The sequence below is a fragment of the Aeromonas sp. 2MA4 genome (assembly GCF_029237305.1).
GTDB classification, from domain to species: Bacteria; Pseudomonadota; Gammaproteobacteria; order Enterobacterales; family Aeromonadaceae; genus Aeromonas; species Aeromonas salmonicida.
In genome coordinates this window covers 161,758-188,339 of sequence record NZ_JAACFY010000006.1, presented here as the reverse complement: position 1 = coordinate 188,339, position 26,582 = coordinate 161,758, and the positions used below count along the sequence as shown (strand labels likewise).

Below are 26,582 nucleotides of genomic sequence, written 5' to 3'. Positions count from 1 at the left end.
GGACAGCCTTGTTCATCAGCTCATCAGTTCCAGACCAAATCATCCGGATTGGCGAGGGTATCGGCCCGCATCACTTCCATCAGATCCAGCATGTCCTGCGGCGTGGGCGAGTGCCACTGCATCACTTCACCCGTGATGGGGTGAGCCAGTTGCAGCATGGTGGCATGCAGCGCCTGACGGTTGAAGTTGCGCAGCGCCAGGGTCAGCTCGGGTGTCGCATTGCGCAGCGGGCGCAGACGACCACCGTAGGCGGGATCCCCAACCAGCGGATGCTTGATGTGAGACATATGAACGCGGATCTGGTGGGTACGACCGGTTTCCAGTCGCAGACGCAGACGGGTGTGGCCACGGAACTTCTCATGTACCCGATAGTGGGTCACGGAAGGACGACCATTGGGCACCACGGCCATATGGGTACGCTGGGTAGGGTGACGACCTATGGGGGCATCTACCGTGCCACCTGCGGTCATGTGACCGATGGCGATGGCTTCGTACTCACGGGTGATCTGGCGTGCCTGCAGCGCTTCCACCAGATGGGTCTGGGCCGGTACCGTCTTGGCCACCACCATCAGACCTGTGGTGTCTTTATCGAGACGGTGCACGATACCGGCGCGAGGCACCTCGGCGATGTCGGGATAACGGTGCAGCAGGGCGTTGAGAATGGTGCCATCCGGCGTGCCTGCGCCCGGGTGAACAACCAGACCGGCCGGTTTGTCGATCACCAGAATGTGTTCATCTTCGTAGACGATGTTGAGTGCTATGTCCTGGGCATCCCAGCGGGTGTCGTCTTCCAGCTCGACATCTACATGCACCTGTTGTCCGGCAAGTACCTTCTCGCGCGGCGTGTTCGCAACCTGACCATCCAGGGTCACTCTGTCCTGTAAAATCCACTCCTTGATGCGGGTTCGGGAGTAGTCTGGAAACAATTCGGCCAGGGCCTGGTCGAGTCGCTGCCCGAATTGGTGATCCTGAAATTCGCCTGTCAGTTCAATATGCTGGCTCATGTATGGTCTCTTGAGCGGGGGGTATCAATTCGAAATAATCCGGGTATTCTAGCTTTTCTTTTAGCCAAGCATAACGGATACTTTGCCAATTTCGTGGAAATGGACCGGATGTTGTTGATGGGAAAGAAGTCTCACCTGCTGATGTCACTCGCCTTGGTCGCTACCTTGATCACAGGCTGTTCCAGCACAAAACCCAAGGTACCCGACGAACCGCCGGAGACCCTGTACCAGAAAGCACGCCTCAAGCTGGATGCCGGTAACTATGTGAATGCTATCGAGTTACTGGAAGCTTTGGACTCGCGCTATCCTTTCGGCGCCTACTCCAACCAGGTTCAGCTTGACCTGATTTACGCCTATTACAAACAGGACGATACCGCTCAGGCGATCGCCAATATCGACCGTTTTATCCGCCTCAATCCGGCGCATAAAAATATCGATTATGTGTTCTATATGCGCGGTCTGACCAACATGGCCGGCGATTACAACTTCTTCCAGGACTTCCTGGGCATCAATCGGGACGATAAAGACCCCTCTTATGCCCGTCAGGCCTTCCAGGACTTCAAGACACTGTTGCAGAATTATCCCAACAGCGTCTATGCCGCCGATGCCCGTGCTCGCATGATCGGCCTGAAGAACCGCCTTGCCCGCTACGACCTGAGCGTGGCCGAGTACTACGTGAAGCGTGATGCTCTGATCGCCGCCGCCAACCGTGCCAAGCTGATTGTCGAGACCTATCCCGATACGGCCGAAACCGAAAAGGCGCTGGAGATCATGGTCGAGTCCTACGACACCCTGAAGATGCCGACCCTTGCCCAGCATGCCCGTGAAGTGCTGGCCAAGAACTACCCGGATAACCGCCTCGGCCGCGGCTGAGTGAAACGGCTAGACAGGTAGCAAAAAAAACCGATGCCCAAGCATCGGTTTTTTTATGTCTGCAATTTACCTGCAGAGTGCAACTGGCATGACAGCGCCGTGTACGCGCCGCCATCTTCAGTCAGCTACTTGGCCACATTGCCCGCCACATTGAGCACGTCTCAGGTGCGGGAGGAGAGATACGGCGCATATATGCAGTGTCGTCATACCCTCGCTTTTTATTTTGCGACGTTGCCCGCCACGTTGAGCACGTCCCAGGTGCGGGAGAAAGGCGGCGCATAGGCAAAGTCCAGCATGCCGAGCTGCTCGGTAGTGACCCCCATTGTGATGGCGACCGCCAGCGCGTCGATGCGGTGTACCGCCCCCTTGCGACCCAGGATCTGGCCACCCAGCAGGCGCTTGCTGGCCGGATCAAACACCAGCTTGACGTGAATATCGGACTGGCCTGGGCAGTAGTTGGTGTGACACTTGTCCTTGATGACGACGGTGCGGTAATCGATGCCCATCGCCTGGGCTTCTTGCTCAGAGAGACCAGTGCGACCCGCCTCCAGCCCCAGCACCTTGAGCGCCGCAGAGCCTAGCGTGCCCGGGAACACCTGCTCGGCCCCGGCCAGGTTCTCGCCCACCATGCGCCCCAGCTTGTTGGCTATGGTGGCGAGCGGTACATAGACCTGCTGCTGCTTGACGCTGTGCCAGACACTGGCACAGTCGCCAGCCGACCAGACGTTGGCCAGCGAGGTGCGGCCCTGCCTGTCCACCTCGATGGCACCATTGGCCAGCCGCTTGATGCCGGTGTCGGCCAGGAACTCGGTGTTGGGCTTGACCCCTGTGCAGACCACCACTATGTCGGCCTCATACTCTCCCTTGTCGGTACGCACGCCGGTCACCCTGCCATTCCCCAGCAAAGCCTCGACTCGCTCACCCAGATGGACACAGACCCCTTGCTCGCGCAGCTCGGTTTCGATGTGCCGGGTGATTTCACTGTCGAAGGCATCCGGGATGACCCGATCCGCCAGTTCGATGAGGCGCACTTCTTTACCCTGATGCACCAGCGCCTCAACCACTTCCAGTCCGATAAAGCCGGAGCCGATCACCAGAGCCCGGGTACTACGCTTGTCCTGCACAGCCGCCTTCAGCGCCAGACCGTCGGCCATGCGCCGCAGGCCGAACACCCCTTGCTGCTGCAGGCCGGGAATGGGGGGCATCACTTCACGGGCACCGGTGGCGACCATCAGACGATCGTATGTGTCGGTGAAGACATCCCCCTGGTGCTCCACTTGCACAGTACGAGCGCTGGCATCGAGCGACAGCACCCTATGGCCCGTCTTGACCTCGATCCCCTTGGCAGCGAACTGCTCGGAGGTGAACTCGGCCATGTATCCCGGCGCCTGAAACTCGTCGCCGACAAAATAGGGCAGGCCGCAGGCACCGAAGGAGATCACCTCGGACGCCTCATACACCACAATTTCAGCATCCTTGGCCAGACGACGGGCCTTGGCCGCCGCACTCATACCGGCGGCTTCGCCACCTATGATCAGGATTCTCATACTTTCTCCTTTCAATGGCAGAGGGAGGGCATGCCCTCCCTCTGGTCTATCGATGGGCAGGGCTGGCCCCTGCCCTGGCAAGCGGGTCAGATGGTGGACTCTTCGCCGTCCAGACACACTTCATGCTCGCTGTTGAACACCTGCATGTCTGTCTCGCCCAGCAAGCGGCTGGTGACAGTGCCCGCAGTGATGGAACCTGAGACGTTCAGGGCGGTGCGGCCCATGTCGATCAGCGGCTCGATGGAGATGAGCAGGCCCGCCAGTGCCACCGGGAAGTCCAGAGCTGAGAGCACGATCAAGGCGGCGAACGTCGCACCACCACCTATCCCGGCCACCCCGAAGGAGCTGACCGTGATGATGGCGATCAGCGTCATGATGAAGCCGGGATCCATGGGATTGACCCCCACTGTGGGAGCTATCATCACCGCCAGCATGGCCGGATAGATGCCTGCGCAGCCGTTCTGGCCGATGGTGGAGCCGAAGGAGGCGGCGAAGTTGGCGATCCCCTCTGGAATGCCGAGCGCCTTGGTCTGGGTCTGCACGTTCATCGGGATCGAGCCCGCACTGGTGCGAGAGGTAAAGGCAAACGCCAGTACCGGCATGATCTTCTTGAGAAAACGCAGCGGATTGATCCCCACCAGACCCACCAGCAGCAGATGCACGGCGAACATGATGGCAATGGCGCCGTAAGAAGCCATGACGAAGTTGAGCAGGTTGAGGATGTCGGCATAGTTGGAGCCGGAGACCACCTTGGCCATCAGCGCCAGCACGCCATAGGGGGTGAGGCGCAGTACCAGAGTCACCATCCGCATCACTATGACGTGGGCCACCTCCATGAAGCGGCCGAAGCTCTCGAAGATCTCCGGCTTCTTGCGGGCTATGCCGGTGGCGGACAGACCGATGAAAATGGAGAAGATCACCACGGCTATGGTGGAGGTCTTGCGCGAACCTGTCATGTCGAGGAAGGGGTTGGCAGGAATGAATTCCAGCACCATCTTGGCAAAGGACATGCTTTCGACGCTGCCGAGGGTGGTCTGCAATGCCGCGCCCCTGGCGGTCTCGGCGGCACCGGCGGTGAGTCCTTCAGCAGTCAGACCGAACAGGTTGGACATCAATATGCCTGCGCCGGCAGCAAGCATGGTGGTGAAGATCAGCACCCCTATGGTCATGGCGCTGATCTTGCCAAGGGCAGTGCCGCCATTGAGCTTGAGGATGGCCCCTATGATGGAGACCATGATGAGCGGCGTGATGATCATCTGCAGCAGCTTCACATAGCCACTGCCGACGATATCCAGATAGTCGATGGTCTGGCCTATGACCCCTGCGCCAGCCCCGTAGAGCAGTTGCAAGGCGGCACCAAACAGTATGCCCAACCCCAGACCCGCAAACACCCGACGGGTGAAGCTCACATGTTTTTGCTGCAAGCGATAGAGAAACAGCAGCAAGATGGCCGCAATGGCCAGATTACCTATAACGCTAAGAGTCATGACGATATTCCCCAAAATAATCGGGCCGGGCCCGAGGTGTACGGACGAGTGCCCTGTACGCACACTCCTCCCTGAAACTCGCCGCATCGTGGCGGCACGTCCCCCGGTGCAACCGGGGTGACGCAAAATCGGGAAGTGCCGGGCAGACACCTCCCTGACATCGACCGTATCGGACTCCCCGTGGCCGGAGTGGCGTCAGCAGACGGAAAAACAGAGGGTGGCCTGCGCCACCCCTTGCATCACTGGGCCTTGCCTTGTTGCTTGGCCCGCATGATGTTGATGATCTCGATATCCGTATCCAGCATCCCCAGTTTGGAGAGGCGACCCAGGTTGGCGATGGTTTCGTCCACGTCATCGGAGACGATGCCTTCGCTTTGGGGCACGTGCAGATTGTTGATGGCCATCAGCGATGATTTGACTGCCGCCGAGGTGGAGGTAGAGACCTTCATGGAGCAGGCACTGCCCGCGCCGTCGCAAATGATACCGGAAACGTCGCCGATCATGTTGTTGATGCAGTGACTAATTTGCTCGAATTGCCCCCCCAGCAGCCAGGTAATGGCGGCTCCCGAGCCCATGGCGGCGGTACTGGCGGCGCACAGCGCCGACAGCTTGTTCTGATGGGTCTTGATGTAGATGGCCACCAGATGGCTCATCACCAGCGCCCGGGTCAGTTGCTCGTCACTCGCCTTGAGGAAGCGGGCGGCGGCGACCACCGGCATGGTGGCGGCTATGCCCTGGTTGCCGGAGCCCGAATTGGACATGGCAGGCAGCATGGCACCGTCCATCCGCGCATCGGAGGCTGCGGAGGAGAGCCGCATGGCCAGCGTCATCAGATCGTCCGAGAGCAGCTTGCGCTCCACCTGCTCGGTCAGGATCTTGCCGATGCGCAGGCCGTAACCCTGCAGCCCTTCATCCGCCAGCGCCTGGTTCATGGTGGCGGCGGCACCGATGAAGTCGATCTCAGCCAGCGGCACCTCCAATGCAAAGGCCACGATTTCGCGCAGTGTCATGGCGGGCTTGTCAGACTTGGCTGGCTGGATCTGCACGCCCGGGGCACTGTTTTGCTCCATCAGCACTTCACCATCCAGTTCCATCAAAACGATGCGGGTGTGATCGGTGCAGATCACCACACGGGCACTGTGACCCTCCACCTCGGCCAGTACCTCGGCGTAGAGCACATCCGGCACATCCTTCACGTCCACCTTGATGATGGGCAGCAGCGCCTTGGCCTCTTCCACCTGGGCCGGGGTCAGGGTATTGAGCACTTCCAGCCCCGCATCCGGGTTGCCCCCCGTGAACCCGACGGCGGCGGCCACGGGCAGGCCTATCATGCCGGTGCCCGGCACGCCGACCCCCATGCCGTTCTTGAACAGGTTGCCGCTGACCCAGACGCTGACACGGGTCGGCGTTTGTCCCAGCAGCTTGCGGCAGTTGGCAGCAGCCAGCGCCACCGACATGGGTTCGGTGCAGCCCAGGGCCGGCACCACTTCACGCTTGAGCAGGGTAATAAAGTCGGTCCATTGTGCTTTCATTGCTGTGTTTCTCATGTTCTGGCGCCCACGATCGGGCTGTTATTGTTCGTTCAGATCCGCTTTGCGGTTGCGGATATGCAGATAGACGGTATGACGGGAGATGCCGAGCATCTCGGCCACCAGCTGGGCGGCATCCTTGATCTCGAAGATGCCCATGTCGTAGAGCCGGTGCACGATCGCCTTGTTGCGCACGCTGCTGCCGAGGCTCGCATCCTGATCCACCTTGTGGATCACCTGGGCGACCAGATCGTCAACCGAGCTGGCAAAGGTCTCGTTGTTGAGGGGCGCTGGCGCAGCGGGCAGCGAGAAGGTATCGAGCAGTGCCCCGAGCGGCGTCTCCAGGCTGAAGTTCACGCACAGCATGCCGATGGGTTTGCCCTCCCGGTTGCTGATGGTGATGGAGGAAGACTTGAGTAGACCCCCCTCCCGGGTGCGGGAAAAGTAGCTGCTCCACTGGCTGCCTGCGGCGCTCTGCAATTTGTTGAGGGCAAAGTCGGTGACAGGTGCACCCTCTTCCCGGCCTGTGATATGGCCGTTGGCGATCTTGATGACGGAAGCGTGCAGGCTGTCAAAAGCGTGCAGCACCACTTCACAACCCGGGCCGAACAGGGCGGAGAGCGCCTCCACGGCAGGTTCGAAGCTGGCGATCAGGTGGCGCTCTTCATCGGTCAACGCACTGGCTTGGCGTAATGGGGTGGCCTGCATCATAGGAGTCATCCAGTCAACTTGGGGTAACGCTAAAGCAATCAGACTCAAATAAAGTTGAGCCACATCGCTTTTTGCGCAGGCATTATGCCCAAGTGGCGGCAAAGTGCCACAGATTGTGAACGAGAGCACAACAAAAGGACCCGCCTGGTGACACGACTCAACAAACGGGACTTGGCCGCGCCTCAGAGCCCGTAGCGGGCTAGCAGGGCCTGATACTCGGGGGTCTGCTTGAAGGCTTTGAGGGCGAGGGAAAACTGATAGGCCAGGCGCTCGTGGCCGGGTTTGTGGGTGAAGGCGAGAAAGTTGCGGTTGTTGTCGGTCACCGTCTTGATGCTATGGCCCACCAGATCCTGCAACCCCTGCCCCTTGAGCAGATGCAACCCCACCCTCTGGTTCATCACAACGGCATCGAGCCGCCCCGCCATCATCATGTGCAATTGCTTGATCATGTTGCTCTCTCCCGTCATGGGAAAGCGGGTGAACTCGGTCGCGGTGAGGAAGGCTTCGCCATAGGCATAATCCGCCTGGGTGCCGATATGCAGCCCCTTGAGGCTGGCGAGGCTCTGGAAGTCGACGGGTTTGTTCAGGGGGAAAAATATCACTTCGCCACTCTGGGAGAGCGGCTCATCCGGATAGTGCAGCCACTCCAGCCGCCGCTCTTCGAAGAAGGCATCGACGATGGCATCCCCGTTCTGGAATCTGGCCTCCTGCAGCACCCGTTTCCAGGGCAGTACCTTGACTGTGGTGCGATAGCCCATTTTTGTGAGTACTTTGCGGGCCAGCTCCAGATCGGCGCCCCCCAGGCTGCCGTCGTCGAGCCGCATCACATAGGGCGGCCACAACTCGGTCAACAGAGTCAGGCTCGGCTGTTCGTTTGCCTGTACCGTCCATCCCCACCAGAGGCAGAGCAGGATCCATCCTTTACGCCACATCATGCCGTGATCTCCATCCATGCATTGGCTGAGGATATACCAAAAAGTGAGTAATAAAAAAGGAGGCCGAAGCCTCCTTTTGTCTCTCCTGGCCGACGCTTACAGCGCTTTCAGGATGGCCTCGACGCTGGCCTTGGCATCGCCAAACAGCATCTGGGTGTTCTCTTTGAAGAACAGCGGGTTCTGGACACCGGCATAGCCAGTGTTCATGGAGCGCTTGAAGCCGATGACGTTCTGCGCCTTCCACACTTCCAGCACCGGCATGCCGGCGATCGGGCTGCCCGGATCTTCCATCGCAGCCGGGTTGACGGTGTCGTTGGCACCGATCACCAATACCACATCGGTATCGTTGAAGTCGTCGTTGATCTCGTCCATTTCCAGCACGATATCGTACGGGACCTTGGCTTCCGCCAGCAGCACGTTCATGTGGCCTGGCAGACGACCGGCAACCGGGTGGATACCGAAACGCACCTTGATGCCGCGATCACGCAGCTTCTGGGTGATTTCAGCCACCGGATACTGGGCCTGCGCCACCGCCATGCCGTAGCCCGGGGTAATGATGACGGAGCTGGCGTTCTTCAGCAGATCAGCCACTTCCTCGGCGCTGGTTTCGCGGTATTCGCCCATCTCCTGGTCGGCCGTGGAGGCCACGCCGTCGGAGCCGAAGCCACCGGCGATAACGGAGATGAAGGAGCGGTTCATCGCCTTGCACATGATGTAAGAGAGGATGGCACCGGAGGAACCTACCAGCGCACCCACCACGATCAGCAGGTCATTGGAGAGCATGAAGCCCGCCGCTGCAGCTGCCCAACCCGAGTAGGAGTTGAGCATGGAGACCACGACCGGCATGTCGGCGCCACCGATGGAGGCAACCAGATGCCAGCCGAAGGCGAAGGCGATCAGGGTCATCACCAACAGGGCGAAGGTAGAACCACCGGCATTGACGAAGTAGACCATCAGCGCCAGAGAGGCCAGCACGGCCAGCAGGTTCAGCTTGTGGCGATGGGGCAACATCAGCGGCTTGGAAGAGATCAGGCCACGCAGTTTGCCAAACGCCACCACGGAACCAGTGAAGGTCACGGCACCGATGAAGACGCCCAGGAACACTTCCACCAGATGGATGTTCAGCATGGCGCCGGAGAGGTGCTCGACCTGGGCGACACTGGCCGCCTGCTCGAACGCCGCCCGGGCAGCAGCCAGAGTCGCATCAAGGTTGGAACCGACGGACACCACCACCTCGGCGGGCGCAGACGGGTGCAAGTCGATGAAGCTGTTGAAGCCCACCAGCACGGCCGCCATACCCACGAAGCTGTGCAGCACGGCTACCAGCTCGGGCATCTCTGTCATCTCGACCTTGAGGGCCAGACGCACGCCGATGGCACCGCCGATCACCATGGCCAGGATGATCCAGTGCACGCCACTGGTTTCCGGGTTGAATACGGTAGCGAGCAGGGCGATGGCCATACCCGCGATACCGAACAAGTTGCCATGCTTGGCCGTTTCTTGCTTCGACAGTCCCGCGAGACTGAGGATGAAGAGCACGGCGGCAACGATATAGGATGCTGTTACCAGTCCTTGAGACACGTTAAACCCCCTTAATCCTTACGGAACATCTTCAGCATGCGCTGGGTGACTGTGAAGCCACCAAAGATGTTGATACTGGCAATCAGCACGGCGACAAACGAGAGCGCGGTGACGAGCGTAGAACCCTGACCAATTTGCAGCAGGGCACCGACCACGATAATGCCGGAGATGGCATTGGTGACCGACATCAGCGGCGTATGCAGGGAGTGGGAGACGTTCCACACCACGTAGTAACCGACCACGCAGGCCAGGATGAATACGGTGAAGTGAGACAGGAAGGCAGCAGGTGCCACGGCCGCCACCCAACCGAAGGCGGCGATGCCAAGGGCACCGAACACGAACTTCTTGTTGGAGGGCTGCTTCGCTTCGGCCTTCTTGATCGGGGCAGCTGCAGGCTTCTGCGGCGCGGCAGAGACGGAGATGGCGGGCGGCGGGAAGGTCACTTCACCGGCCTGGATCACCGTCATGTTGCGCTGGACCACATCTTCGAAGTCGATGGCAACCTGGCCGTCCTTCTCCTTGCACATCAGCTTCATCAGGTTGACCAGGTTGGTACCGTAGAGCTGGGAGGATTGGGCAGGCAGACGACCCGGCAGGTCGGTGTAACCGATCACCTTGACGCCGTTGGGGGTCACGAACAACTCGGTCGGCTTGGTGTATTCACAGTTGCCGCCCGTCGCCGCAGCCAGATCCACAATCACGGAACCCGGCTTCATGCTGTCGACCATCTCCTTGGTGATCAGCTTCGGAGCCGGACGACCAGGGATCAGGGCGGTAGTGATGATGATGTCCACTTCCTTGGCCTGCTGGGCAAACAGCGCCATCTCGGCCGCGATGAACTCATCGGACATGACCTTGGCATAACCATCGCTGGAGGCACCATCTTCGCTGCCGAAGTCCAGCTTGAGGAATTCACCCCCCATGGATTCGATCTGCTCGGCCACTTCCAGACGGGTATCAAACGCGCGGACGATGGCACCGAGGGAACCGGCAGTACCGATGGCAGCCAGACCGGCCACACCGGCACCGATCACCAATACCTTGGCGGGCGGGACTTTACCGGCGGCAGTGATCTGGCCGGTGAAGAAGCGACCAAACTGGTGCGCAGCTTCGACCACGGCGCGATAGCCGCCTATGTTGGCCATGGAGGAGAGGGCATCGAGGGACTGGGCACGGGAGATCCGCGGCACCATGTCCATCGCCATCACATTGATGTTGCGCTCGGACAGCTTCTTGACCAGCTCAGGGTTCTGGGCAGGCCAGATGAAGCTCACCAGGGTGGCACCATCTTTAATTTGTGCGATCTCGGCATCGGTCGGCGCGTTGACCTTGAAGATAAGGTCGGCTTGCCAGACGCTCGGTACCACGCTGGCACCGGCAGCCTCGAAGGCGGCATCATCGAAGCTGGCCAGCTGGCCGGCACCGGCCTCGATGGCGACCTCGAAGCCGAGCTTTTTCAGCTGCTCAACGGTGGCCGGGGTCGCTGCGACCCGGGTCTCACCGGCGAGACTCTCTCTCGGTATTCCAATCTGCATGACTATTCCCTGATGGTTAATAAGCAATCGCTGCCCAGTGTCGCATTTCTGGCGAAACAAGACATGACCAAAGTGCAGGTCACGGGCCCTTTGTTATGAAAATCAGTAGGCTTTACCTCAACCTCCTGTCATGGTCAGGCCCCCGCTTCTCAGGCGCGAAGGTGATTAGTATCAAATTTTGGAGTTTTATTACAACCGCAGTCCCGATGGCGCGCGTACAGAATTCAGCCCATCCCGGACCTGGATTTAAAAAAACAAACCAAATTAGCGACTTATACCAGTAAAAAGCACTGGAAAAAGTGATCCAACCAGTCAAAAAAAATGTTTTACCGGCCCTCTATCTTAGCGCTTTTTGTTCTTACAAAATCTGCTCCGATCACAGATATCGGGGCGAAAACAGGAAAAGTAACTGTTTTGTAACAGACAAGGGGCCGGCCACCCGCCAAATGGCAGGCCCCGACCCCTCTGAATTAATCGTTTCGATCCCGACGTTTTGCCCCTGTGCTGTTACCAGGCTGCTTCATAAATATGCTGGCTCTGCACCAGATCGATATCGCCATGCTCGCCAATGGCGGTCATGCCGTGCTCCGCCAGCTTGCCGATCAGAGTGTCGATGCCCAACTCGCTCAGACCATAGTCCCGCAGGCGAGTCTTGACGCCCATCTGCTCGAAGAAGTCACGGGTGGCGGCAATGGCCCCATCGATACGGTCGCTCTCGCTGCCGCTGCGCAGATCCCACACCCGCTCTGCGTATTGCAGCAACTTGGCATGCTTCTGCTGGCGCTTGGCCTGCAACAGGGCGGGCAGCACCACAGCCAAAGTCTGGGCGTGGTCCAGGCCATGCAGGGCGGTCAGCTCGTGACCCAGCATGTGGGTAGCCCAGTCCTGGGGCACACCGGCACCGATCAGACCGTTGAGGGCCATGGTGGCACTCCACATTATGTTGGCGCGCACCTCGTAGTTTTCCGGTTCCACCAGCGCCTTGGGGCCCTCTTCGACAAGGGTCAACAACAGGCCTTCGGCGAAGCGATCCTGCACCTTGGCATTGACCGGGTAGGTGAGGTACTGCTCCAGGATATGGATGAAGGCATCCACCACACCGTTCGCCACCTGACGAGCCGGCAGCGTGTATGTGAGCACGGGATCCAGCACGGCGAAGCGCGGCATCACGAAGGGCGAGAAGAAGTGCACCTTGTCACCCGTGCTGCGGCGGGTCACCACGGCACCCATGTTCATCTCGGAACCGGTGGCCGGCAGGGTCAGCACGGCGCCGAGCGGAATGGCGGAGCGCACCTCGTTACCAACGGTCTCGAGTATGTGCCAGGGATCCCGGGCCTCATCGTAATGGGCAGCGGCGGCGATAAACTTGGTACCATCGAGCACTGAGCCGCCGCCCACGGCGAGCAGGAAGTCGATGCGCTCGGCGCGTGCCAGCGCCACCGCCCCCATCAGGGTCTCGTAAGTGGGGTTGGGCTCGATGCCACCGAATTCAAACAGTGTCATGCCCGCCAGCTCGTCGCGGATCTGGGCCAGCAGGCCGGTACGCACCACACTGCCACCGCCATAGGTGATCAGGATGCGGGCATCGCTCGGGAGCTGTTCACGAAGCTGGGCAACCTGGCCCTTGCCGAACAGGATCTTGGTCGGGGTATGCAGAGTAAAGTTGTTCATCGACATTGCCTTTCTATGTTTCGGGCGGCCAGGCCGCAAAATGTGATTGCATTTTTCTCCAGACCACCTCTACCATCAAGACAACATCCTGCTTTATTCTTGCCTATTTCTACAAACCCGCCAGAATCACCACAAAAGAGACTCCATGCAGAACCGTTACACCGACCTCGCCGCCAAACTGACCCGTCACGTCACGGCTCCCGGCATCACAGCTTCTCCGGTTGAGCAGGTGAACCTCATCTACACCACCGAGTACCACGGTCGCACCCCCGTGCTCTACCAGCCACGGATGATAGTGATACTGCAGGGACACAAGGTGGGCTATCTGGCGGATCAGGTGTTTCGTTACGATCCCAGCCACTATCTGCTGATGACGCTGCCGCTGCCCTGTGAGTGCGAGTGTTTTGCCTCCCCCGAGCAGCCGCTTGTCGGTTTCTCCCTCGAGATCAACGTCGCCACCCTGCAGGAGCTGCTGCTGGAACTGGGGGATGCCCTGCCCGCCCCGGCTGTGCAAAAGAGCGGTGTCCACTCAGTCCCCCTGTCCGAAGAAATGTTCTGTGCCGCCGAGCGACTGATCGACCTGATGGACAAGCCCCACCACGCCCGGGTGCTGGGACCGCAGACAGTGCGGGAGATGCTCTTCTACGCGCTGCATGAGGGGGGTGGCCCGGCGCTGCAGGCGCTGGCCAACCGTCACAACCATGTGGGCCAGATAGCCAGGGTGCTGCGTATGATAGAGTCGCGCTTCGCCGACAACCTCACCATGGAGGAGCTGGCGCGGGAGGTGAACATGAGCGTCTCCGCCTTTCACCACCACTTCAAGGCGGTCACTTCCACCTCGCCGTTGCAGTACATCAAGTCATTTCGCCTCCACAAGGCGCGGCTCATGATGCTGCACGACGGCATCAAGGCCGGTGCGGCGGCGGCAAAGGTCGGCTACGAGAGCAACTCCCAGTTCAGCCGGGAGTACAAACGCTATTTCGGCAGCACGCCAACCGATCAGGCCTCCCGCTTTCGGGACGGCCAACTTCGTATCATTGAGGGATAAAAAGAGGGATAACTTATGCGTTCACTGTTCTGTCTGTTGTGTGGCCTGCTGTTGACGGCCTGTACCGGAATGGCCGATGGCATCCGTCCCGTCACCGGCTTCCAGCTCGACCGCTATCTTGGCACCTGGTATGAGATAGCGCGTCTGGATCACAGCTTCGAGCGGGGGCTGGAAGAGGTCAGTGCCAGCTACAGCCTGCGTGATGATGGTGGCGTCAGGGTGATCAATCGGGGCAAACAGAGCGATGGCAGCTGGCGCGAGGCCGAGGGCAAGGCCTATTTCGTTGACAAGCCGGACGAGGCGCGGCTCAAGGTGAGCTTCTTCGGCCCCTTCTACGGCGGCTACAACGTCATCGATCTTGACCCCGATTACCAGCTCTCCCTGGTGACCAGCTACAACCACGACTATCTCTGGATCCTCTCCCGCACCCCCAACCCGCCGAAAGCCAAGGTCGATGCCTTGGTCGCCAAGGCGAGAGGACTGGGTTTTGCCACCAACAAGCTCATCTGGGTCAAGCAGCCCGGATAACCTGCGGACATGCAAAAGGGCAGCCCGCGGGCTGCCCTTTTTATTGCTGGCCGGTTATTGCTGGCCGGTTTAGAGCCGGAAGCGGCCTATCTCCTGCTCCAGCCGCTCGGTCAGCGACTTGAGCTCGGCGGCCTGAGCAGCCTCTTCGCCCGCCTGCTCGGCCAGCTCCTGAGAAACGTGGCGTATGTTCTCGGTATTGCGGCTGATCTCGCTGGTGACCGAGGTCTGCTCTTCGGCCGCCGCCGCTATCTGGGTCGCCATGTCGCTTATGGAACCTATGGCCTGGTTGATCAGTGACAGACTCTGGTTGGCGGCTTCCGCATCCTCCACGCTGGTGCCCGCCAGCTGGCGACTGGTCTCCATGCCACCGACCGCACGGCGAGTGGTCTGCTGCAGGGTTTCGATCATCTGCTGGATCTCGTCGGTGGAGTCGTGGGTACGCTTGGACAGCACCCGCACCTCGTCCGCCACCACGGCAAAGCCACGGCCCTGTTCGCCGGCCCGTGCCGCCTCGATGGCGGCGTTGAGCGCCAGCAGGTTGGTCTGCTCGGCGATGCCGCTGATGGTCGCCAGAATGCCGCTGATCTTCTGGGCATGGGCATCCAGCTCATTGATGATCTGGCTGGCATCGGCCACTTCATCCGCCAGCCCTGTGATGCTGCGCTGGCTCTGGCCAACCTGGGACTGGCCCGCAACGGCGAGCTTGACCGCATCCCCCGAGGTGGTGGCCGCAAACTCGGCGTTGCCGGCAATCTCCTGAGTTGCAGAAGCCATCTCGGTCACCGCAGTCGCCACCATGACGATCTCGTCCTGTTGCTGGCGCACCCGCTGGCTGCGAGCCAGGGCGCCGGCCGCCTGAGTACGGGACTGGGCTGCCAGTTCGACGGTCACATCCCGCAAGCGGCTGACGATGCCGTGCAGGCGGGCCACAAACTGGTTGAAGCTCTCGGCCAGCTGGCCCACTTCATCCTTGCTGCGGGTGTTGATGTGGACTGTAAGGTCCCCCTCGCCGTGGGCGATATCGTGCAACGCCCCTGCCACCCGGCCCAGATCCTGGAACAGGTACTTGAAGGTGCTGGTCAGCACCAGGCCGAACACCAGGATCAGACCCGCACTGATGAGTGACAACTGCAACAGCAGGCTCTGCAACGGCGCCATCAGCACATCCTCATGCATCACCATGGCCAGCAGCCAGTCGGTGTTGGGGATCGGCAACACCAGCATCTTGGTGTCGCGTCCGCCGATCTGCACCGCCTGCAGGCCGCCCTGCTGACTCATGCCCACCAAGCGGTTGGCATCGAGCTCAGGCGCCAAGTCCTGGCTCTTCTTGAGCGCCAGATCCTTGTTCGGGTGAGCGACGATGAGGCCGCTCTTGTCCAGCAGCATGGCGTAGCCATCCCCCTGCACCCGCATCGCCAGCACATCCTTGATGAGCTGTTCCAGCGCCAGGTTGGCACCGACCACACCGGCCAGTCGGCCCTGCTGCATCACGGGCTCGGCCAGGGTCACCACCAGCTGCTGCATGGTCACGCTGACATAAGGTTCCGTGATGATGAGCTTGCCCGCCTTGACCGCATCCTGATACCAGGGCCGCGCACGCGGGTCATAGTCACCCTTGTTGAGGGAGGGATCGTTGCGGGTCATCACCCCCTCCTCCGAGCCGTAGTAGGCCAGCCCGAAGCCGCCGGAGCGCAAGGTCTGCTGCAGATGAGGCACCAGCTCGGACGTCGGGTGGTTGGCGATGACATTGACCTGGGCGGTCAGGCTCTCACGCCTGTCCTGCATCCATTTCCCGATCCCCTCGGCGTAGGCGCTGGCATAGTTGCGCGCCTCGCTGTCGATGGCGCTCAGGGTCTGGTTTTTCAGGGTATAGAAGGCGGTCATGCCCAGCAGGCAAACCGTGATCAGGACCACGCCAAGACTGGTGGCCAACAACTTGCCGCGAAGGGAGAGATTCATGGGATATCCTTATGGCTGTCTCAATGGCGTCAAACAAAGCTGCACACCTTGTGTGGACTATATCGACTGAAAATCCTGTTCCATGAATACCAATCCCTTGATTTTAAATGCATCAGTAGCCATCCCCCCTGGCAACGCTCCTTTCCATCCGGCACTCATCCTTTCCCTCTTGATCCACTGTCGGTGCAACCCCAACCAATGTAAAAAGGCCGCCTTGAGAGGCGGCCCGTCTTGTATCCCGTCACACGCGCCTACCTAGCGCACCCGGGCGATGGCGGTATTCAGCCGCATATTGCCAGCATCCAGGCTCGGGGTTTGACCGTAAAACTCGAACTCCAGCTTGACCCCTGGGCGGAACACCAGACAGTGGGTCGAGCCGCCGAAGTGGAACATGCCGAGCGGATCCCCCTTCTTCACCCTGTCCCCCGCCCTCACGATAACATCGCAGCTCGACACCTCAGCCATGCCCACAGGCACCACGCACATCAGCCCGATTTTGGGGTTGTCTGCTTCGATGAAGATCAGCGCCCGGGTTGCCACCGAGGTAAGGAAAGGCTGCGAGTTGTTGGGCGCGCTGGGATCCGCCCCCTGCGGGTCAACAAAGCCCTCGAACTGGTTCTCCAGATAGTAGGTGCCGTTGACCACGCGCACCTTGCGGATGGTGCCGCTCACCGGGCTGTGCCAACGGTGATAGCTGAGCGCACTGAGGAAGGCCTGATACACGGTGCCGCCATCGAAGCGGGGCGCCAGATCGTCGAAATCGAGCATATTGTCCAGCGAATAGGGCTGTCCCTTGAGCCAGAACTGATCGCTGCGGCTCACCCCTTTCTTCACCTGCAGCGGCGCCGATTCGCAGGCATTGACGATGACGTTGTCATCCTCAGGTGCCGAAACGGGTCGCACATCGGGACGGAAGGTGCGGGTGAAAAAGTCATCCCAGCAACTGAAACCGTGATACTCGGCCGACGGGTCACATTGGAAAATCTGCTCAAAGCTGCCAGGTGTCGGATTTGTCCCTTCCCCCAGGGCCCCGCAGGCCACCTTGACCATCTCGCTCTTGGCCGCCTTGCCGAGCCAGGGCACCACCAGAGTCTCTTTATCCAGCCTGCTGACCGGCTCATTCAGCACATAGCGCGAAGCCGGGCTTTGCAGAAACTGCGCCCAGTAATCGAGGATTTTCTTGAACTGCTGATTGATCAGGGCGTTGGCAAAGAAGTGATAACCGGATTGGGTCGCCATGGGCCAGTCGAGCAGGGCATTGATGGGAAAACCGATAAGGCCGGAGGGTTCGTGCGTCGGAATATCCTGATATGCCTCGGGTGCCGTGGTCATGATGCCGTTGAGCAACCCCAGAAACTCCTCGAAGGATCGCACCTCGACCTGGCCGAGCGGGGTCAGATGCTTGTGACGCCAGGCCTCCTTGAACATGGCTTCTGCCTGGGAGTGCAACCAGGGATCGGCATTGACCAGATCCCGCAGCTCGGCGATGGGGGGCACCAGCTCACCCGGCTGGTTGGCGACATAGTGCTTCATCCGCCGGATCCAGCGCGCTATATGGGCACTGTCCCGGGGTACCCAGCCGCCGGGGCGAGACTTGTTCAGTCGGGTTTCAACTGCCTCGTTCATGAGTCTATCTCCGCAAGTGATGTTCACGCCCACAATCCACGGCTTGAGCATTGGCTATCTGAGTGCCATCAAGGCGCAATGGCACCGCCCGTCTTGTGTAGCACAGGGAGCCATGAAGCACGATTGCCAGAAACGACAGGGCGGATTGGTGCAATAGCGACTAGCGGTCAAGGCAGGCGTTGAATGTGAAGCGAGACAACTGCCGCGAAACGGCCGCAACACAGGGAAGATAGAGGGAACCAGGGGAACAAAACCGGGAACGCAGAAATGCGAAAAGCCAGCTCAATGAGCTGGCTTTTCTGAAAATGGCAGGGGCGGCAGGACTCGAACCCGCAACCATCGGTTTTGGAGACCGCTGTTCTACCAATTGGAACTACGCCCCTGCAACAAACGAGGCGAATTATACAAAGCCGGGTTCAAAGGTAAAGGCTTTTTTCTCACTTTCGATGCGATTGCACAAATGACGAGCAACTAGCAGTAATTTGCGCAGCATCACTGGGTAACTTGCTGTATTTACAGCCTTGTCAGGGTAGGAAAGCCGCATAAATGGGGGTAGGGTGAAGATTGGTTCCGGGAGGCTGTTCATGCTCAATTACCGATTGCTCCAACAACTGGCGCCGCTCAACTTCAGGGATGAACGCAAGACGGAGTCCCTGCCCGACTATCTCGACCGGGTTGCCCCGCAGGTCCCCTTCATTCCCCACAGCGTGCTTTCTCAATGGATTTATCGTCATTGGCGCGGTTTTGAGTCCAACTGGAGCTTTATCGATCTCGCCCGTCACCAGTTCGAGTACGAGCAGTGGCCCACCGAGCGGATCATCGCCCAGATCGGCTCCCGTCATATGGAGGTGATCGAGCGCTGGGGCGAGATGCTGCGCCACAACCGCTACGTACGTAGATCCTGGCTCGGCGACTACATGCTGAACCAGGGCACCTGGTCCGAACCCATCATAGTGCTGGCCCCCGCGCCGGATAGCCGCTACCCGGATGGACAGCCGCTGCCGCAACCCTATTGCCTGCTGGAAGGACATCACAGACTCGCCTATTTGCGTTCCATGGCCGAAGATCAACAGCCCCTGCAAACAGAACACAGCGTGTGGGTTTGCCGACCCGTTCACGGCACTTAAACGTTTTCCCGCACAAATCCTGCCTTTGAAATAAATTTTTGACAATTCAAAAACCGGCCCTATAATCTGTCCGGTTTTGAAAAAGGTCGGGACAAGACGATGCAGTTTTTGATTCGGAAAACAGCCTTGCAGACGGGTGGTGCGCACCAGAGCGGCCCCGTTGTTTCCGGTTCCCGCCCCACAGATCCCCAGTTGTTTTTAAAAAAGGCCCCTGTTTCAGGGGCTTTTTTTTGTGCCCGAAAAACCTTCATTGATGTCAAAGGGAATGCAGACGATGACCAATCCACTCTATAAGAAACATGTCATCTCCATTTCGGACCTGACCCGGCCCGATATGGAACTGGTGGTCGCAACCGCACAGCGGTTGAAGGCCGAGCCCGACACCCGCCTGTTGAAAGACAAGCTGATTGCCAGCTGCTTCTTCGAAGCGTCTACCCGCACCCGTCTCTCGTTCGAGACCGCGGTCCAGCGCCTGGGTGGCAACATCATCGGCTTCGCCGACGGCGGCAACACCAGTGCCAAGAAGGGCGAGACCCTGGCCGACTCCATCAAGATCATCGGCTCCTACTCGGATGCCGTAGTGATGCGTCACCCGAAAGAGGGCGCCGCCCGTCTCGCCTCCGAGTTCTCCCGGGTGCCTGTCATCAACGGTGGTGACGGTTCCAACCAGCATCCGACCCAGACCCTGCTCGACCTCTTCTCCATCCATGAGACACAAGGCAAGCTCGATGGCCTCAACGTGGCCTTCGTGGGTGACCTGAAATACGGCCGCACCGTCCACTCCCTGGCCCAGGCCCTGAGCCTGTTCAACTGCCGCTTCTTCTTCATCTCCCCGGAAGCGCTGGCGATGCCGGACTACATCTGCGAAGAGCTGGAAGAGAAGGGCATACGGTTCAGCGTGCACGAAACCATGGAAGAGGTGATGCCGGAGCTCGACATCCTCTACATGACCCGGGTGCAGAAAGAGCGCTTCGACGAGACCGAATACAAGCACATGGCCGCCAAATTCGTGCTGGAGCTGGCGACCCTGGAAGGGGCCAAGCCCACCATGAAGATCCTGCACCCCCTGCCCCGCGTCGACGAGATCGATGTGGCGGTCGACAAAACGCCCCACGCCTACTACTTCCAGCAGGCGGAAAACGGGGTCTACGCGCGCCAGGCACTGCTGGCTCTGGTACTGAACGAAACCGTCTAAGGGAAAAGGGGAACATCATGTCCGAGAAGAATCAACTGCAAGTCGAAGCCATCCGTCACGGCTCCGTCATCGACCACGTCCCCGCCGGCCAGGGCATCAAGATCCTCAAGCTGTTCCAGCTGATCGAGACTCAGGAGCGGATCACCGTCGGTTTCAACCTCAAATCCGGTGCGCTGGGCAAAAAGGATCTCATCAAGATAGAGAACACCCGCCTGACCGCGGAACAGGCCAACCAGCTGGCCCTGTTCGCCCCCAAGGCGACCGTCAACATCATCGAAGACTTCGCCGTGGTGAAGAAGCATCAGCTGGAACTGCCTGAGTTCATCACCGGTGTGTTCCACTGCCCCAACTCCAACTGCATCTCCCACAACGAGCCGGTCGACAGCTACTTCCGGGTGCGCGAGGTGAAGGGCGTAGTACGCATGAAGTGCAAATACTGCGAGAAGTCCTTCACCCAGGACATCGTCAGCGAACGTTACTGATATCCAAGTGGGCCCCAATGGGCCCATTTTTGACCCCTGTCACATCACAGATTCTCCGTTTAGCTATAATTTGCCATCCTATAAAGGCTAAACATCGTTGATTCCCTGCCTCACGTCTTACCATCAGAATTTTTAGCTATAAAAAAGCATTGATGGCAGATATCGAGCGATAGCCTCCGGTCACAGTCAAAGGAAATCGCCGTGGTCAAAACCCTCAGTCGTCCCGTTGAACAAGAGCCCGATCTGGCCCAGCTGGATGCCTGTCGCCAGATCATCGGCCAGCACTGCTACAGCACCCAGGAAGAGATCCGCCGCGAGCTGTCGATGCGCGGCTTTGCCGACATCAGCCAGTCCACCATCTCCCGTCTGTTGCGTCGTCTCGGCGTGGCCAAGGCCCAGAATGCCAACGGCAAGAAGGTCTACACCCTGGTGGACGACCAGCTGGAACCCGCCGGCAGCACCCGCTCCATTCACGACATGGTGCGAGAAGTGGTGCACAACCAGCAGATGGTGCTGATCCACACCACACCGGGCGCCGCCACCGTAGTGGCCCGCCTGCTGGATCGCAACGCCAATCCCGAGATCATGGGCGCCGTCGCCGGCAACGATGTTGTGCTGGTCGCCCCGCGCCATATCAGCCGTACCCGTCAGGCCCACGCCGCCGTGGTGCGCACCCTGGAGCAGGCCCGCTGAGCTCCTCCCCTGAATGCAGCAAGGCGACCCTGGGGTCGCCTTTTTGTTGCCTGAGCGCCGCTCGTATCATCACCCGCTCCTGCCGTTTTCCCCCACGTCTCCCTAATTGTGCTAAGGAAAATGGTCATCCACGTTATCCAGCCATAAAAAACGGGAGCCACAGGCTCCCGTTTCATATTGCATGTCATCGGTGTCATGAGAGCACTGCGCCCAGACTCAGGCAGACCACGATAAGCACTGTCAGGATACCGAGCAGCGGCGCCACCCACTTCAGCCAGCGCACATAAGGCACCTTGGCGATGGCCAGACCGCCCATGACGACGGCGGAGGTCGGGGTCACCAGGTTCACCAGACCGGAGGCAGACTGATAAGCGGTCACCACCAGCTCGCGACCCACGTTGGCGAAGTCGGCCAGCGGCGCCATGATAGGCATGGTCAGCACGGCCAGACCGGAGGAGGACGGCACCAGGAAGGAGAGCACCACTTCCAGCACGAACATGACGTTGATGAACACCACTGTGGAGAGACCGGTCACTATCCCTTCTGCGCTGTGCAAAATGGTGTGAGTGATCATGCCGTTGTCCATCACCACCACGATACCGCGAGCGATACCTATGATCAGGGCCACACCGAGCAAGTCGCGGGCACCGTCGATGAAGTTGGTGGTCAGCTCCTCTTCGCTCATGCGGGAGATGACACCGACTATGATGGCGGCGGCCAGGAAGACGCCGGAGATCTGCGCCATCCACCAGCCGAGCACGGCCACACCGTAAATCATCACGGCGAAGGCGGCGACGAAGATACCCAGCACTATCTTGCGAGTCAGAGTGAACTCCAGCATTTGGTCGCTCTTGTTACCAAGGAAATGGGCACGGTTCTCTTCCCACTTGTCAGCCACCAGGGATTTGCTGGGGTCGTTGCGCACCATCTTGGCGTAACGCATCACATAAGCCACGCACAGCAACCAGCCGGCCACCAGCATGGCGACGCGCAGCCAGATGCCGTCGGTGAAGGAGATGCCCGCCGCGTTGGCGGCAATGACGGTGGCGAACGGGTTGATGGTAGAACCCAGAGTACCGATACCGGCACCCAGCAATACGGTCGCTGCGGCTACTACCGGGTCGAAGCGGGCGGCCATCATCACGGGCACCAGCAAGGTGTAGAAGGGCAGCGACTCTTCGGCCATGCCGTAGATGGTGCCCCCTGCGGCGAACAGCGCCATCAGGATCGGGATCATCCACTCTTCACGGCCACGCAGCCGATCGGTGACCCGTTCGATACCGGCATCGATGGCACCCGTCTTGGTCACAATGCCAAGAAAACCACCGATGATCAGGATAAAGAGGGAGACGTCAATGGCGCCTGCCTCATAAGTGTCGTGGTTGTAGAGACCATCGATAGGTGCCAGCAGCACGTCGACTATCCCCTGGGGATTCCCCTCTACCAGCTTGTAGGTTCCGGCCACCGGCACTTCCTTGCCGAGGGCGTCGTTCATGATCATGTCGTATTTGCCGGCTGGCACTACCCAGCTCAGGGCGGCCACCAAGGCGATCAGCACAAACAGTATCGTGTAGGCTGACGGGAACTTGAATTTGGTCATGGTCCAGCTTCCTTCTGTGGTGTGGTATCCATGCAAGCTGCGGGTTGTAGGGTTAGAGGTATTATGCCGCTGTCACATGGTCGAAAAGCCGGGGGTTGCCCCCCGGCACCACTACTGCGACCTTAGTCGCCCAGCGTAGCAACCATCACTGCCTTGATGGTGTGCATCCGGTTTTCGGCCTCGTCAAACACGATGCTGTGCTCTGACTCGAACACGTCCTCGGTCACTTCCAGACCTTTCATCCCATATTTGTCAGCCACTTCCTTGCCCATGGTGGTTTCATCGTTGTGGAACGCCGGCAGGCAGTGCATGAACTTCACATCCGGGTTCTTGGTGGCGTTGATGACGTCCATGTTGATCTGATACGGGGTCATCAGTTTCACCCTTTGATCCCAGGCTTCTTTTGCTTCACCCATGGATACCCAGACGTCGGTGTAGAGGAAGTCGGTGCCCAGCACACCCTCTTTCACATCTTCGGTCAGGGTGATGCGAGCGCCTGTCTCTTCGGCGATCAGGCGGCACTTGGCAACCAGATCCTCTTCCGGCCAGAAGGCTTTCGGAGCGACCAGGCGAATATCCATGCCCATCTTGGCGGCACCGACCATCAGGGAGTTGCCCATGTTGTTGCGGGCATCCCCCAGGTAGGCGAACTTGATTTGATCCAGACGCTTGCCCTTGCCGTGCTCCAGCATGGTCATGAAGTCGGCCAGGATCTGGGTCGGGTGGAATTCGTTGGTCAGGCCGTTCCAGACCGGGACACCGGCATGGGCGCCCAGCTCTTCCACTATCTCTTGGCCGTAGCCGCGGTATTCGATGCCGTCATACATGCGGCCCAGCACACGGGCGGTGTCCTTCATGGACTCCTTGTGACCAATCTGGGAACCGCTTGGGCCGAGGTAAGAGACTTGCGCGCCTTGGTCGAAAGCCGCCACTTCAAACGCACAGCGGGTACGGGTGGAAGTCTTCTCGAAAATCAGAGCGATGTTCTTGCCGGTCAGGTGTTTGCGCTCATAGCCACCGTATTTGGCTTTTTTCAGGTCGATGGCCAAGTCGATCATGTATTGGATTTCGCGTGGGGTGAAGTCCAGCAGTTTCAGGAAGTTACGGTTACGCAGATTAAAAGCCATGATGAGTTCTCTCTCTATATTTGTTCAGACCAAATAGGCAGTAGTGTTGGCTACGCATTCACAGTTCAAATTTGTTCGAGTCACATTCGGGTGCACTATTGGCTACACACCCACGGTGCGAGTGGCGATGATATTGGTACCCGCCTCTCCCTTGAGGATGGCCAGACCATCCTCCAGCGAGCCGATCCCGACCATGCCGCCGGTCGCTTTGACAAATTCACAGGACGCCTCAACCTTGGGTCCCATGGAACCGGCATCGAACTTGACGCCAGCCAGTTCATCCGGGCTGGTGACTCGCAGCGGATGCTGGGTCGGCTTGCCCCAATCCAGGTAGACGGCATCCGCGTCGGTCAGGATCAGCAGGGCGTCGGCCTTGATCTGCTTGGCCAGATAGGCGGCAGACATGTCCTTGTCGATGACGGCTTCGATACCGGTCAGGCACTTGCCATCCCAGGTCACGGGAATGCCACCACCACCGGTGCAGATGATGAGGTGTCCTTGTGCAATCAGGGTTTCGATGGCATCGCCTTCGACGATGCGCTGGGGCAGCGGTGACGGCACCACGCGGCGGAAGAACTTGCCGTCAGCCTTGACGACCCAGCGCTTCTCTTCAGCCAGGGCGCGGGCTTCCGCTTCCTCATAGACGGGGCCGATAAACTTGGTCGGATTGGCAAATGCCGGATCCTTGGGGTCAACCTGCACCTGAGTCAGCAGCGCGGTCACGTTGCGGCTCGGCATCAGGTTTTTGAGCTCCTGGATCAGCATGTAGCCGATCATGCCCTGGGACTCGGCGCCCAGCACATCCAGAGGATAGGGAGACACCTTGGTATAGGCGCTGTTTTGCAGGGCCAGCAGACCGACTTGCGGGCCGTTGCCGTGCACCAGCACCACGTTGTACTCCTGAGCTATCAGGGCGATGGTCTTGGCGGCGGTGGCGATATTCTTGCGCTGGATATCCGCTTCAAGGGGCTCGCCACGACGGAGCAAGGCATTGCCACCCAGGGCGACGACGACAGTTGGTTTTTTCATGAGTGTTGATCTCGAGTCTTGGTATGTGTGGCGCCAACCTCTGCCGGCGCCACGCCGTCTTGTCAGATGCCGTCACGTTCCATCGGGCAGCTCATGCAGCGGGCGCCGCCGCGGCCACGACCCAGTTCTTCACCCGGAATGGAGAGCACTGTGATGCCGGCCTTGTCATATTTCTCGTTGGTGTAGGTGTTGCGCTCATACCCCACCACCACGCCAGGACGCACTGTCAGCACGTTGTTGGCATCGTTCCACTGTTCGCGTTCGGCTTCGAAGCTGTCACCACCCGTGGTGATGAGCTTGAGCTGATCCACGCCCAGCGCTTTTTCAATGGCGGAAACAAAGTAACCCTCTTCCTTGATGTTCATGCCGGTGGCACCGCCCGGAGTCAGGCTCCAGCAGTTCACGTCCTTGCGGATGACTTCCGGATAGACGGAGAAGGTATCTATATCCATGTGGGTCATGACGGTATCCAGGTGCATGCAGCTGCGGTGTTTCGGCAGTTGCATGGCGATGACCTGTTTGGCCTGACCGTGTTTGAACAGGCTACGAGCCAGGTGCTCGACCCCTTGCGGCGTGGTGCGCTCGGACATGCCGATGAGCACGGAGCCACGACCGATTACCAGCACATCTCCCCCTTCGATGGTGGAGTTGTCATAGTCATGATCCTCATCACCGAAGTACTTGATGAAGTCCTGACCGGCAAACTGCGGGTGCCAGCGGTAGATGGCCTTCACATGGTTGGTTTCACGGCGACGGGCGGCCTTGGCCATGGGGTTGATGGAGACACCACCGTAGACCCAGCAGGAGGTGTCACGGGTAAAGAGATGGTTCGGCAGAGGTTCAATGATGAAATCGGTCGGAGCGTGCATGCCGACGACCATGTTGACGCCACTGTAAGGCATCTCTGAGTAGGTCAGGCCGCCGGAGAGGATGCGGGCCAGCTCACGGTGCGGCATGTCCGCCAGGAAGCAACGCACGTCATTGGCAAGAGAAGAGCCGAGACGATAATCGGAGACCTGATGTTGCAACAGCCAGGTTTTGGCTTCCGGCACATCCAGGGTTTCAGCCAACAGGTTGGTCAGCAGGAAAACTTCGACATTCTGATCGCGCAGTACCTGAGCGAATTTGTCGTGCTCCTGACCGGCACGCTCAACTGACAGGACATCGTCGAACAGCAGATCCTGGCAGTTGGAGGGGGTCAGACGCTTCAGACTGAGGTTGGGGCGGTGCAGCATGACGCGGCGCAATTGGCCAACTTCAGAACCTACATAAAATTTGCTCATGATTATATTCCG

Annotated in this window: 22 protein-coding genes and 1 tRNA gene; 7 read left to right on the top strand and 16 right to left on the bottom strand. The window is 59.5% G+C overall.

Translation table 11 applies throughout. The features are described from left to right. Positions 1-23 precede the first annotated feature (23 nt). The gene (gene rluD, locus GWQ31_RS08975; protein WP_005318472.1) at positions 24-1,004 is read right to left on the bottom strand and encodes a 23S rRNA pseudouridine(1911/1915/1917) synthase RluD; all 981 of its coding nucleotides are present in this window, start codon (positions 1,002-1,004) and stop codon (positions 24-26) included. A 117-nt stretch (positions 1,005-1,121) separates the two neighbouring features. Between rluD and GWQ31_RS08970 the strand changes: the two genes are divergently transcribed. After that, positions 1,122-1,877: an outer membrane protein assembly factor BamD gene (locus tag GWQ31_RS08970; protein WP_042467795.1), complete on the top strand. Its 756-nt coding sequence runs from the start codon at positions 1,122-1,124 to the stop codon at positions 1,875-1,877. A 218-nt stretch (positions 1,878-2,095) separates the two neighbouring features. Here GWQ31_RS08970 and GWQ31_RS08965 read toward each other — a convergent pair whose 3' ends face one another. The 8 genes from GWQ31_RS08965 to yqhD form a co-directional block, all read right to left on the bottom strand. Next, positions 2,096-3,424, bottom strand: a complete 1,329-nt coding sequence (locus GWQ31_RS08965) for a CoA-disulfide reductase (RefSeq protein WP_275909164.1) — start codon at positions 3,422-3,424, stop codon at positions 2,096-2,098. Positions 3,425-3,510: 86 nt separating this feature from the next. After that, complete coding sequence (locus tag GWQ31_RS08960; RefSeq protein WP_042467774.1) at positions 3,511-4,911, bottom strand: L-cystine transporter; 1,401 nt, start codon at positions 4,909-4,911, stop codon at positions 3,511-3,513. A gap of 239 nt (positions 4,912-5,150) precedes the next feature. Beyond that, complete coding sequence (locus GWQ31_RS08955) at positions 5,151-6,458, bottom strand: L-serine ammonia-lyase, iron-sulfur-dependent, subunit alpha (RefSeq protein WP_011898262.1); 1,308 nt, start codon at positions 6,456-6,458, stop codon at positions 5,151-5,153. 24 nt (positions 6,459-6,482) lie between these two features. Further along, the gene (locus GWQ31_RS08950) at positions 6,483-7,151 is read right to left on the bottom strand and encodes a PAS domain-containing protein (RefSeq protein ID WP_212541083.1); all 669 of its coding nucleotides are present in this window, start codon (positions 7,149-7,151) and stop codon (positions 6,483-6,485) included. 182 nt (positions 7,152-7,333) lie between these two features. Beyond that, the gene (locus GWQ31_RS08945; RefSeq protein WP_005318459.1) at positions 7,334-8,086 is read right to left on the bottom strand and encodes a transporter substrate-binding domain-containing protein; all 753 of its coding nucleotides are present in this window, start codon (positions 8,084-8,086) and stop codon (positions 7,334-7,336) included. 96 nt (positions 8,087-8,182) lie between these two features. Next, positions 8,183-9,667 (bottom strand): Re/Si-specific NAD(P)(+) transhydrogenase subunit beta, encoded by a 1,485-nt coding sequence (gene pntB / locus GWQ31_RS08940; RefSeq protein ID WP_059111821.1) that lies wholly within the window; start codon positions 9,665-9,667, stop codon positions 8,183-8,185. An 11-nt stretch (positions 9,668-9,678) separates the two neighbouring features. Next, a complete protein-coding gene (locus GWQ31_RS08935) occupies positions 9,679-11,202 on the bottom strand; it encodes a Re/Si-specific NAD(P)(+) transhydrogenase subunit alpha (RefSeq protein WP_021139838.1) in 1,524 nt (507 codons plus the stop codon). 507 nt (positions 11,203-11,709) lie between these two features. Next, positions 11,710-12,873 carry an alcohol dehydrogenase gene (gene yqhD / locus GWQ31_RS08930; protein WP_169046985.1) on the bottom strand — a complete coding sequence of 388 codons (1,164 nt, stop codon included), beginning with the start codon at positions 12,871-12,873 and terminating at the stop codon, positions 11,710-11,712. 145 nt (positions 12,874-13,018) lie between these two features. Between yqhD and GWQ31_RS08925 the strand changes: the two genes are divergently transcribed. Both GWQ31_RS08925 and GWQ31_RS08920 read left to right on the top strand, forming a co-directional pair. Then, the gene (locus GWQ31_RS08925; RefSeq protein WP_021140787.1) at positions 13,019-13,921 is read left to right on the top strand and encodes an AraC family transcriptional regulator; all 903 of its coding nucleotides are present in this window, start codon (positions 13,019-13,021) and stop codon (positions 13,919-13,921) included. A gap of 15 nt (positions 13,922-13,936) precedes the next feature. Then, the gene (locus GWQ31_RS08920) at positions 13,937-14,449 is read left to right on the top strand and encodes a lipocalin family protein (protein WP_275909163.1); all 513 of its coding nucleotides are present in this window, start codon (positions 13,937-13,939) and stop codon (positions 14,447-14,449) included. A 69-nt stretch (positions 14,450-14,518) separates the two neighbouring features. Here GWQ31_RS08920 and GWQ31_RS08915 read toward each other — a convergent pair whose 3' ends face one another. The 3 genes from GWQ31_RS08915 to GWQ31_RS08905 all read right to left on the bottom strand — a co-directional run bounded on the left by GWQ31_RS08915 (position 14,519) and on the right by GWQ31_RS08905 (position 18,417). Beyond that, on the bottom strand, positions 14,519-16,408 hold the full coding sequence (locus GWQ31_RS08915; protein WP_021140785.1) for a methyl-accepting chemotaxis protein: 1,890 nt from the start codon (positions 16,406-16,408) through the stop codon (positions 14,519-14,521). 255 nt (positions 16,409-16,663) lie between these two features. Continuing rightward, positions 16,664-18,034: a phosphatidylserine decarboxylase family protein gene (locus GWQ31_RS08910; protein ID WP_275909162.1), complete on the bottom strand. Its 1,371-nt coding sequence runs from the start codon at positions 18,032-18,034 to the stop codon at positions 16,664-16,666. Positions 18,035-18,340: 306 nt separating this feature from the next. Then, a tRNA-Trp gene (locus tag GWQ31_RS08905) sits at positions 18,341-18,417 on the bottom strand. A gap of 201 nt (positions 18,418-18,618) precedes the next feature. Between GWQ31_RS08905 and GWQ31_RS08900 the strand changes: the two genes are divergently transcribed. The 4 genes from GWQ31_RS08900 (at position 18,619) to GWQ31_RS08885 (ending at position 21,531) form a co-directional block, all read left to right on the top strand. After that, the gene (locus tag GWQ31_RS08900) at positions 18,619-19,161 is read left to right on the top strand and encodes a hypothetical protein (RefSeq protein WP_275909161.1); all 543 of its coding nucleotides are present in this window, start codon (positions 18,619-18,621) and stop codon (positions 19,159-19,161) included. A 274-nt stretch (positions 19,162-19,435) separates the two neighbouring features. Beyond that, on the top strand, positions 19,436-20,356 hold the full coding sequence (pyrB, locus tag GWQ31_RS08895; protein ID WP_059111826.1) for an aspartate carbamoyltransferase: 921 nt from the start codon (positions 19,436-19,438) through the stop codon (positions 20,354-20,356). A gap of 17 nt (positions 20,357-20,373) precedes the next feature. Then, positions 20,374-20,838, top strand: a complete 465-nt coding sequence (pyrI, locus tag GWQ31_RS08890) for an aspartate carbamoyltransferase regulatory subunit (RefSeq protein ID WP_005318436.1) — start codon at positions 20,374-20,376, stop codon at positions 20,836-20,838. A gap of 201 nt (positions 20,839-21,039) precedes the next feature. After that, the gene (locus GWQ31_RS08885) at positions 21,040-21,531 is read left to right on the top strand and encodes an arginine repressor ArgR (protein ID WP_005318434.1); all 492 of its coding nucleotides are present in this window, start codon (positions 21,040-21,042) and stop codon (positions 21,529-21,531) included. A 193-nt stretch (positions 21,532-21,724) separates the two neighbouring features. Here the strand turns inward: GWQ31_RS08885 and GWQ31_RS08880 are convergent, their stop codons facing one another. From GWQ31_RS08880 to arcA, 4 genes are all read right to left on the bottom strand, one after another. Then, complete coding sequence (locus tag GWQ31_RS08880; protein ID WP_005318432.1) at positions 21,725-23,131, bottom strand: YfcC family protein; 1,407 nt, start codon at positions 23,129-23,131, stop codon at positions 21,725-21,727. 122 nt (positions 23,132-23,253) lie between these two features. Continuing rightward, positions 23,254-24,258: an ornithine carbamoyltransferase gene (argF, locus tag GWQ31_RS08875; RefSeq protein WP_234595625.1), complete on the bottom strand. Its 1,005-nt coding sequence runs from the start codon at positions 24,256-24,258 to the stop codon at positions 23,254-23,256. A 102-nt stretch (positions 24,259-24,360) separates the two neighbouring features. Then, a complete protein-coding gene (gene arcC, locus GWQ31_RS08870) occupies positions 24,361-25,287 on the bottom strand; it encodes a carbamate kinase (RefSeq protein ID WP_005318428.1) in 927 nt (308 codons plus the stop codon). Between the two features lie 62 nt (positions 25,288-25,349). Beyond that, positions 25,350-26,570 (bottom strand): arginine deiminase, encoded by a 1,221-nt coding sequence (gene arcA / locus GWQ31_RS08865; protein ID WP_058395113.1) that lies wholly within the window; start codon positions 26,568-26,570, stop codon positions 25,350-25,352. Positions 26,571-26,582 lie beyond the last annotated feature (12 nt).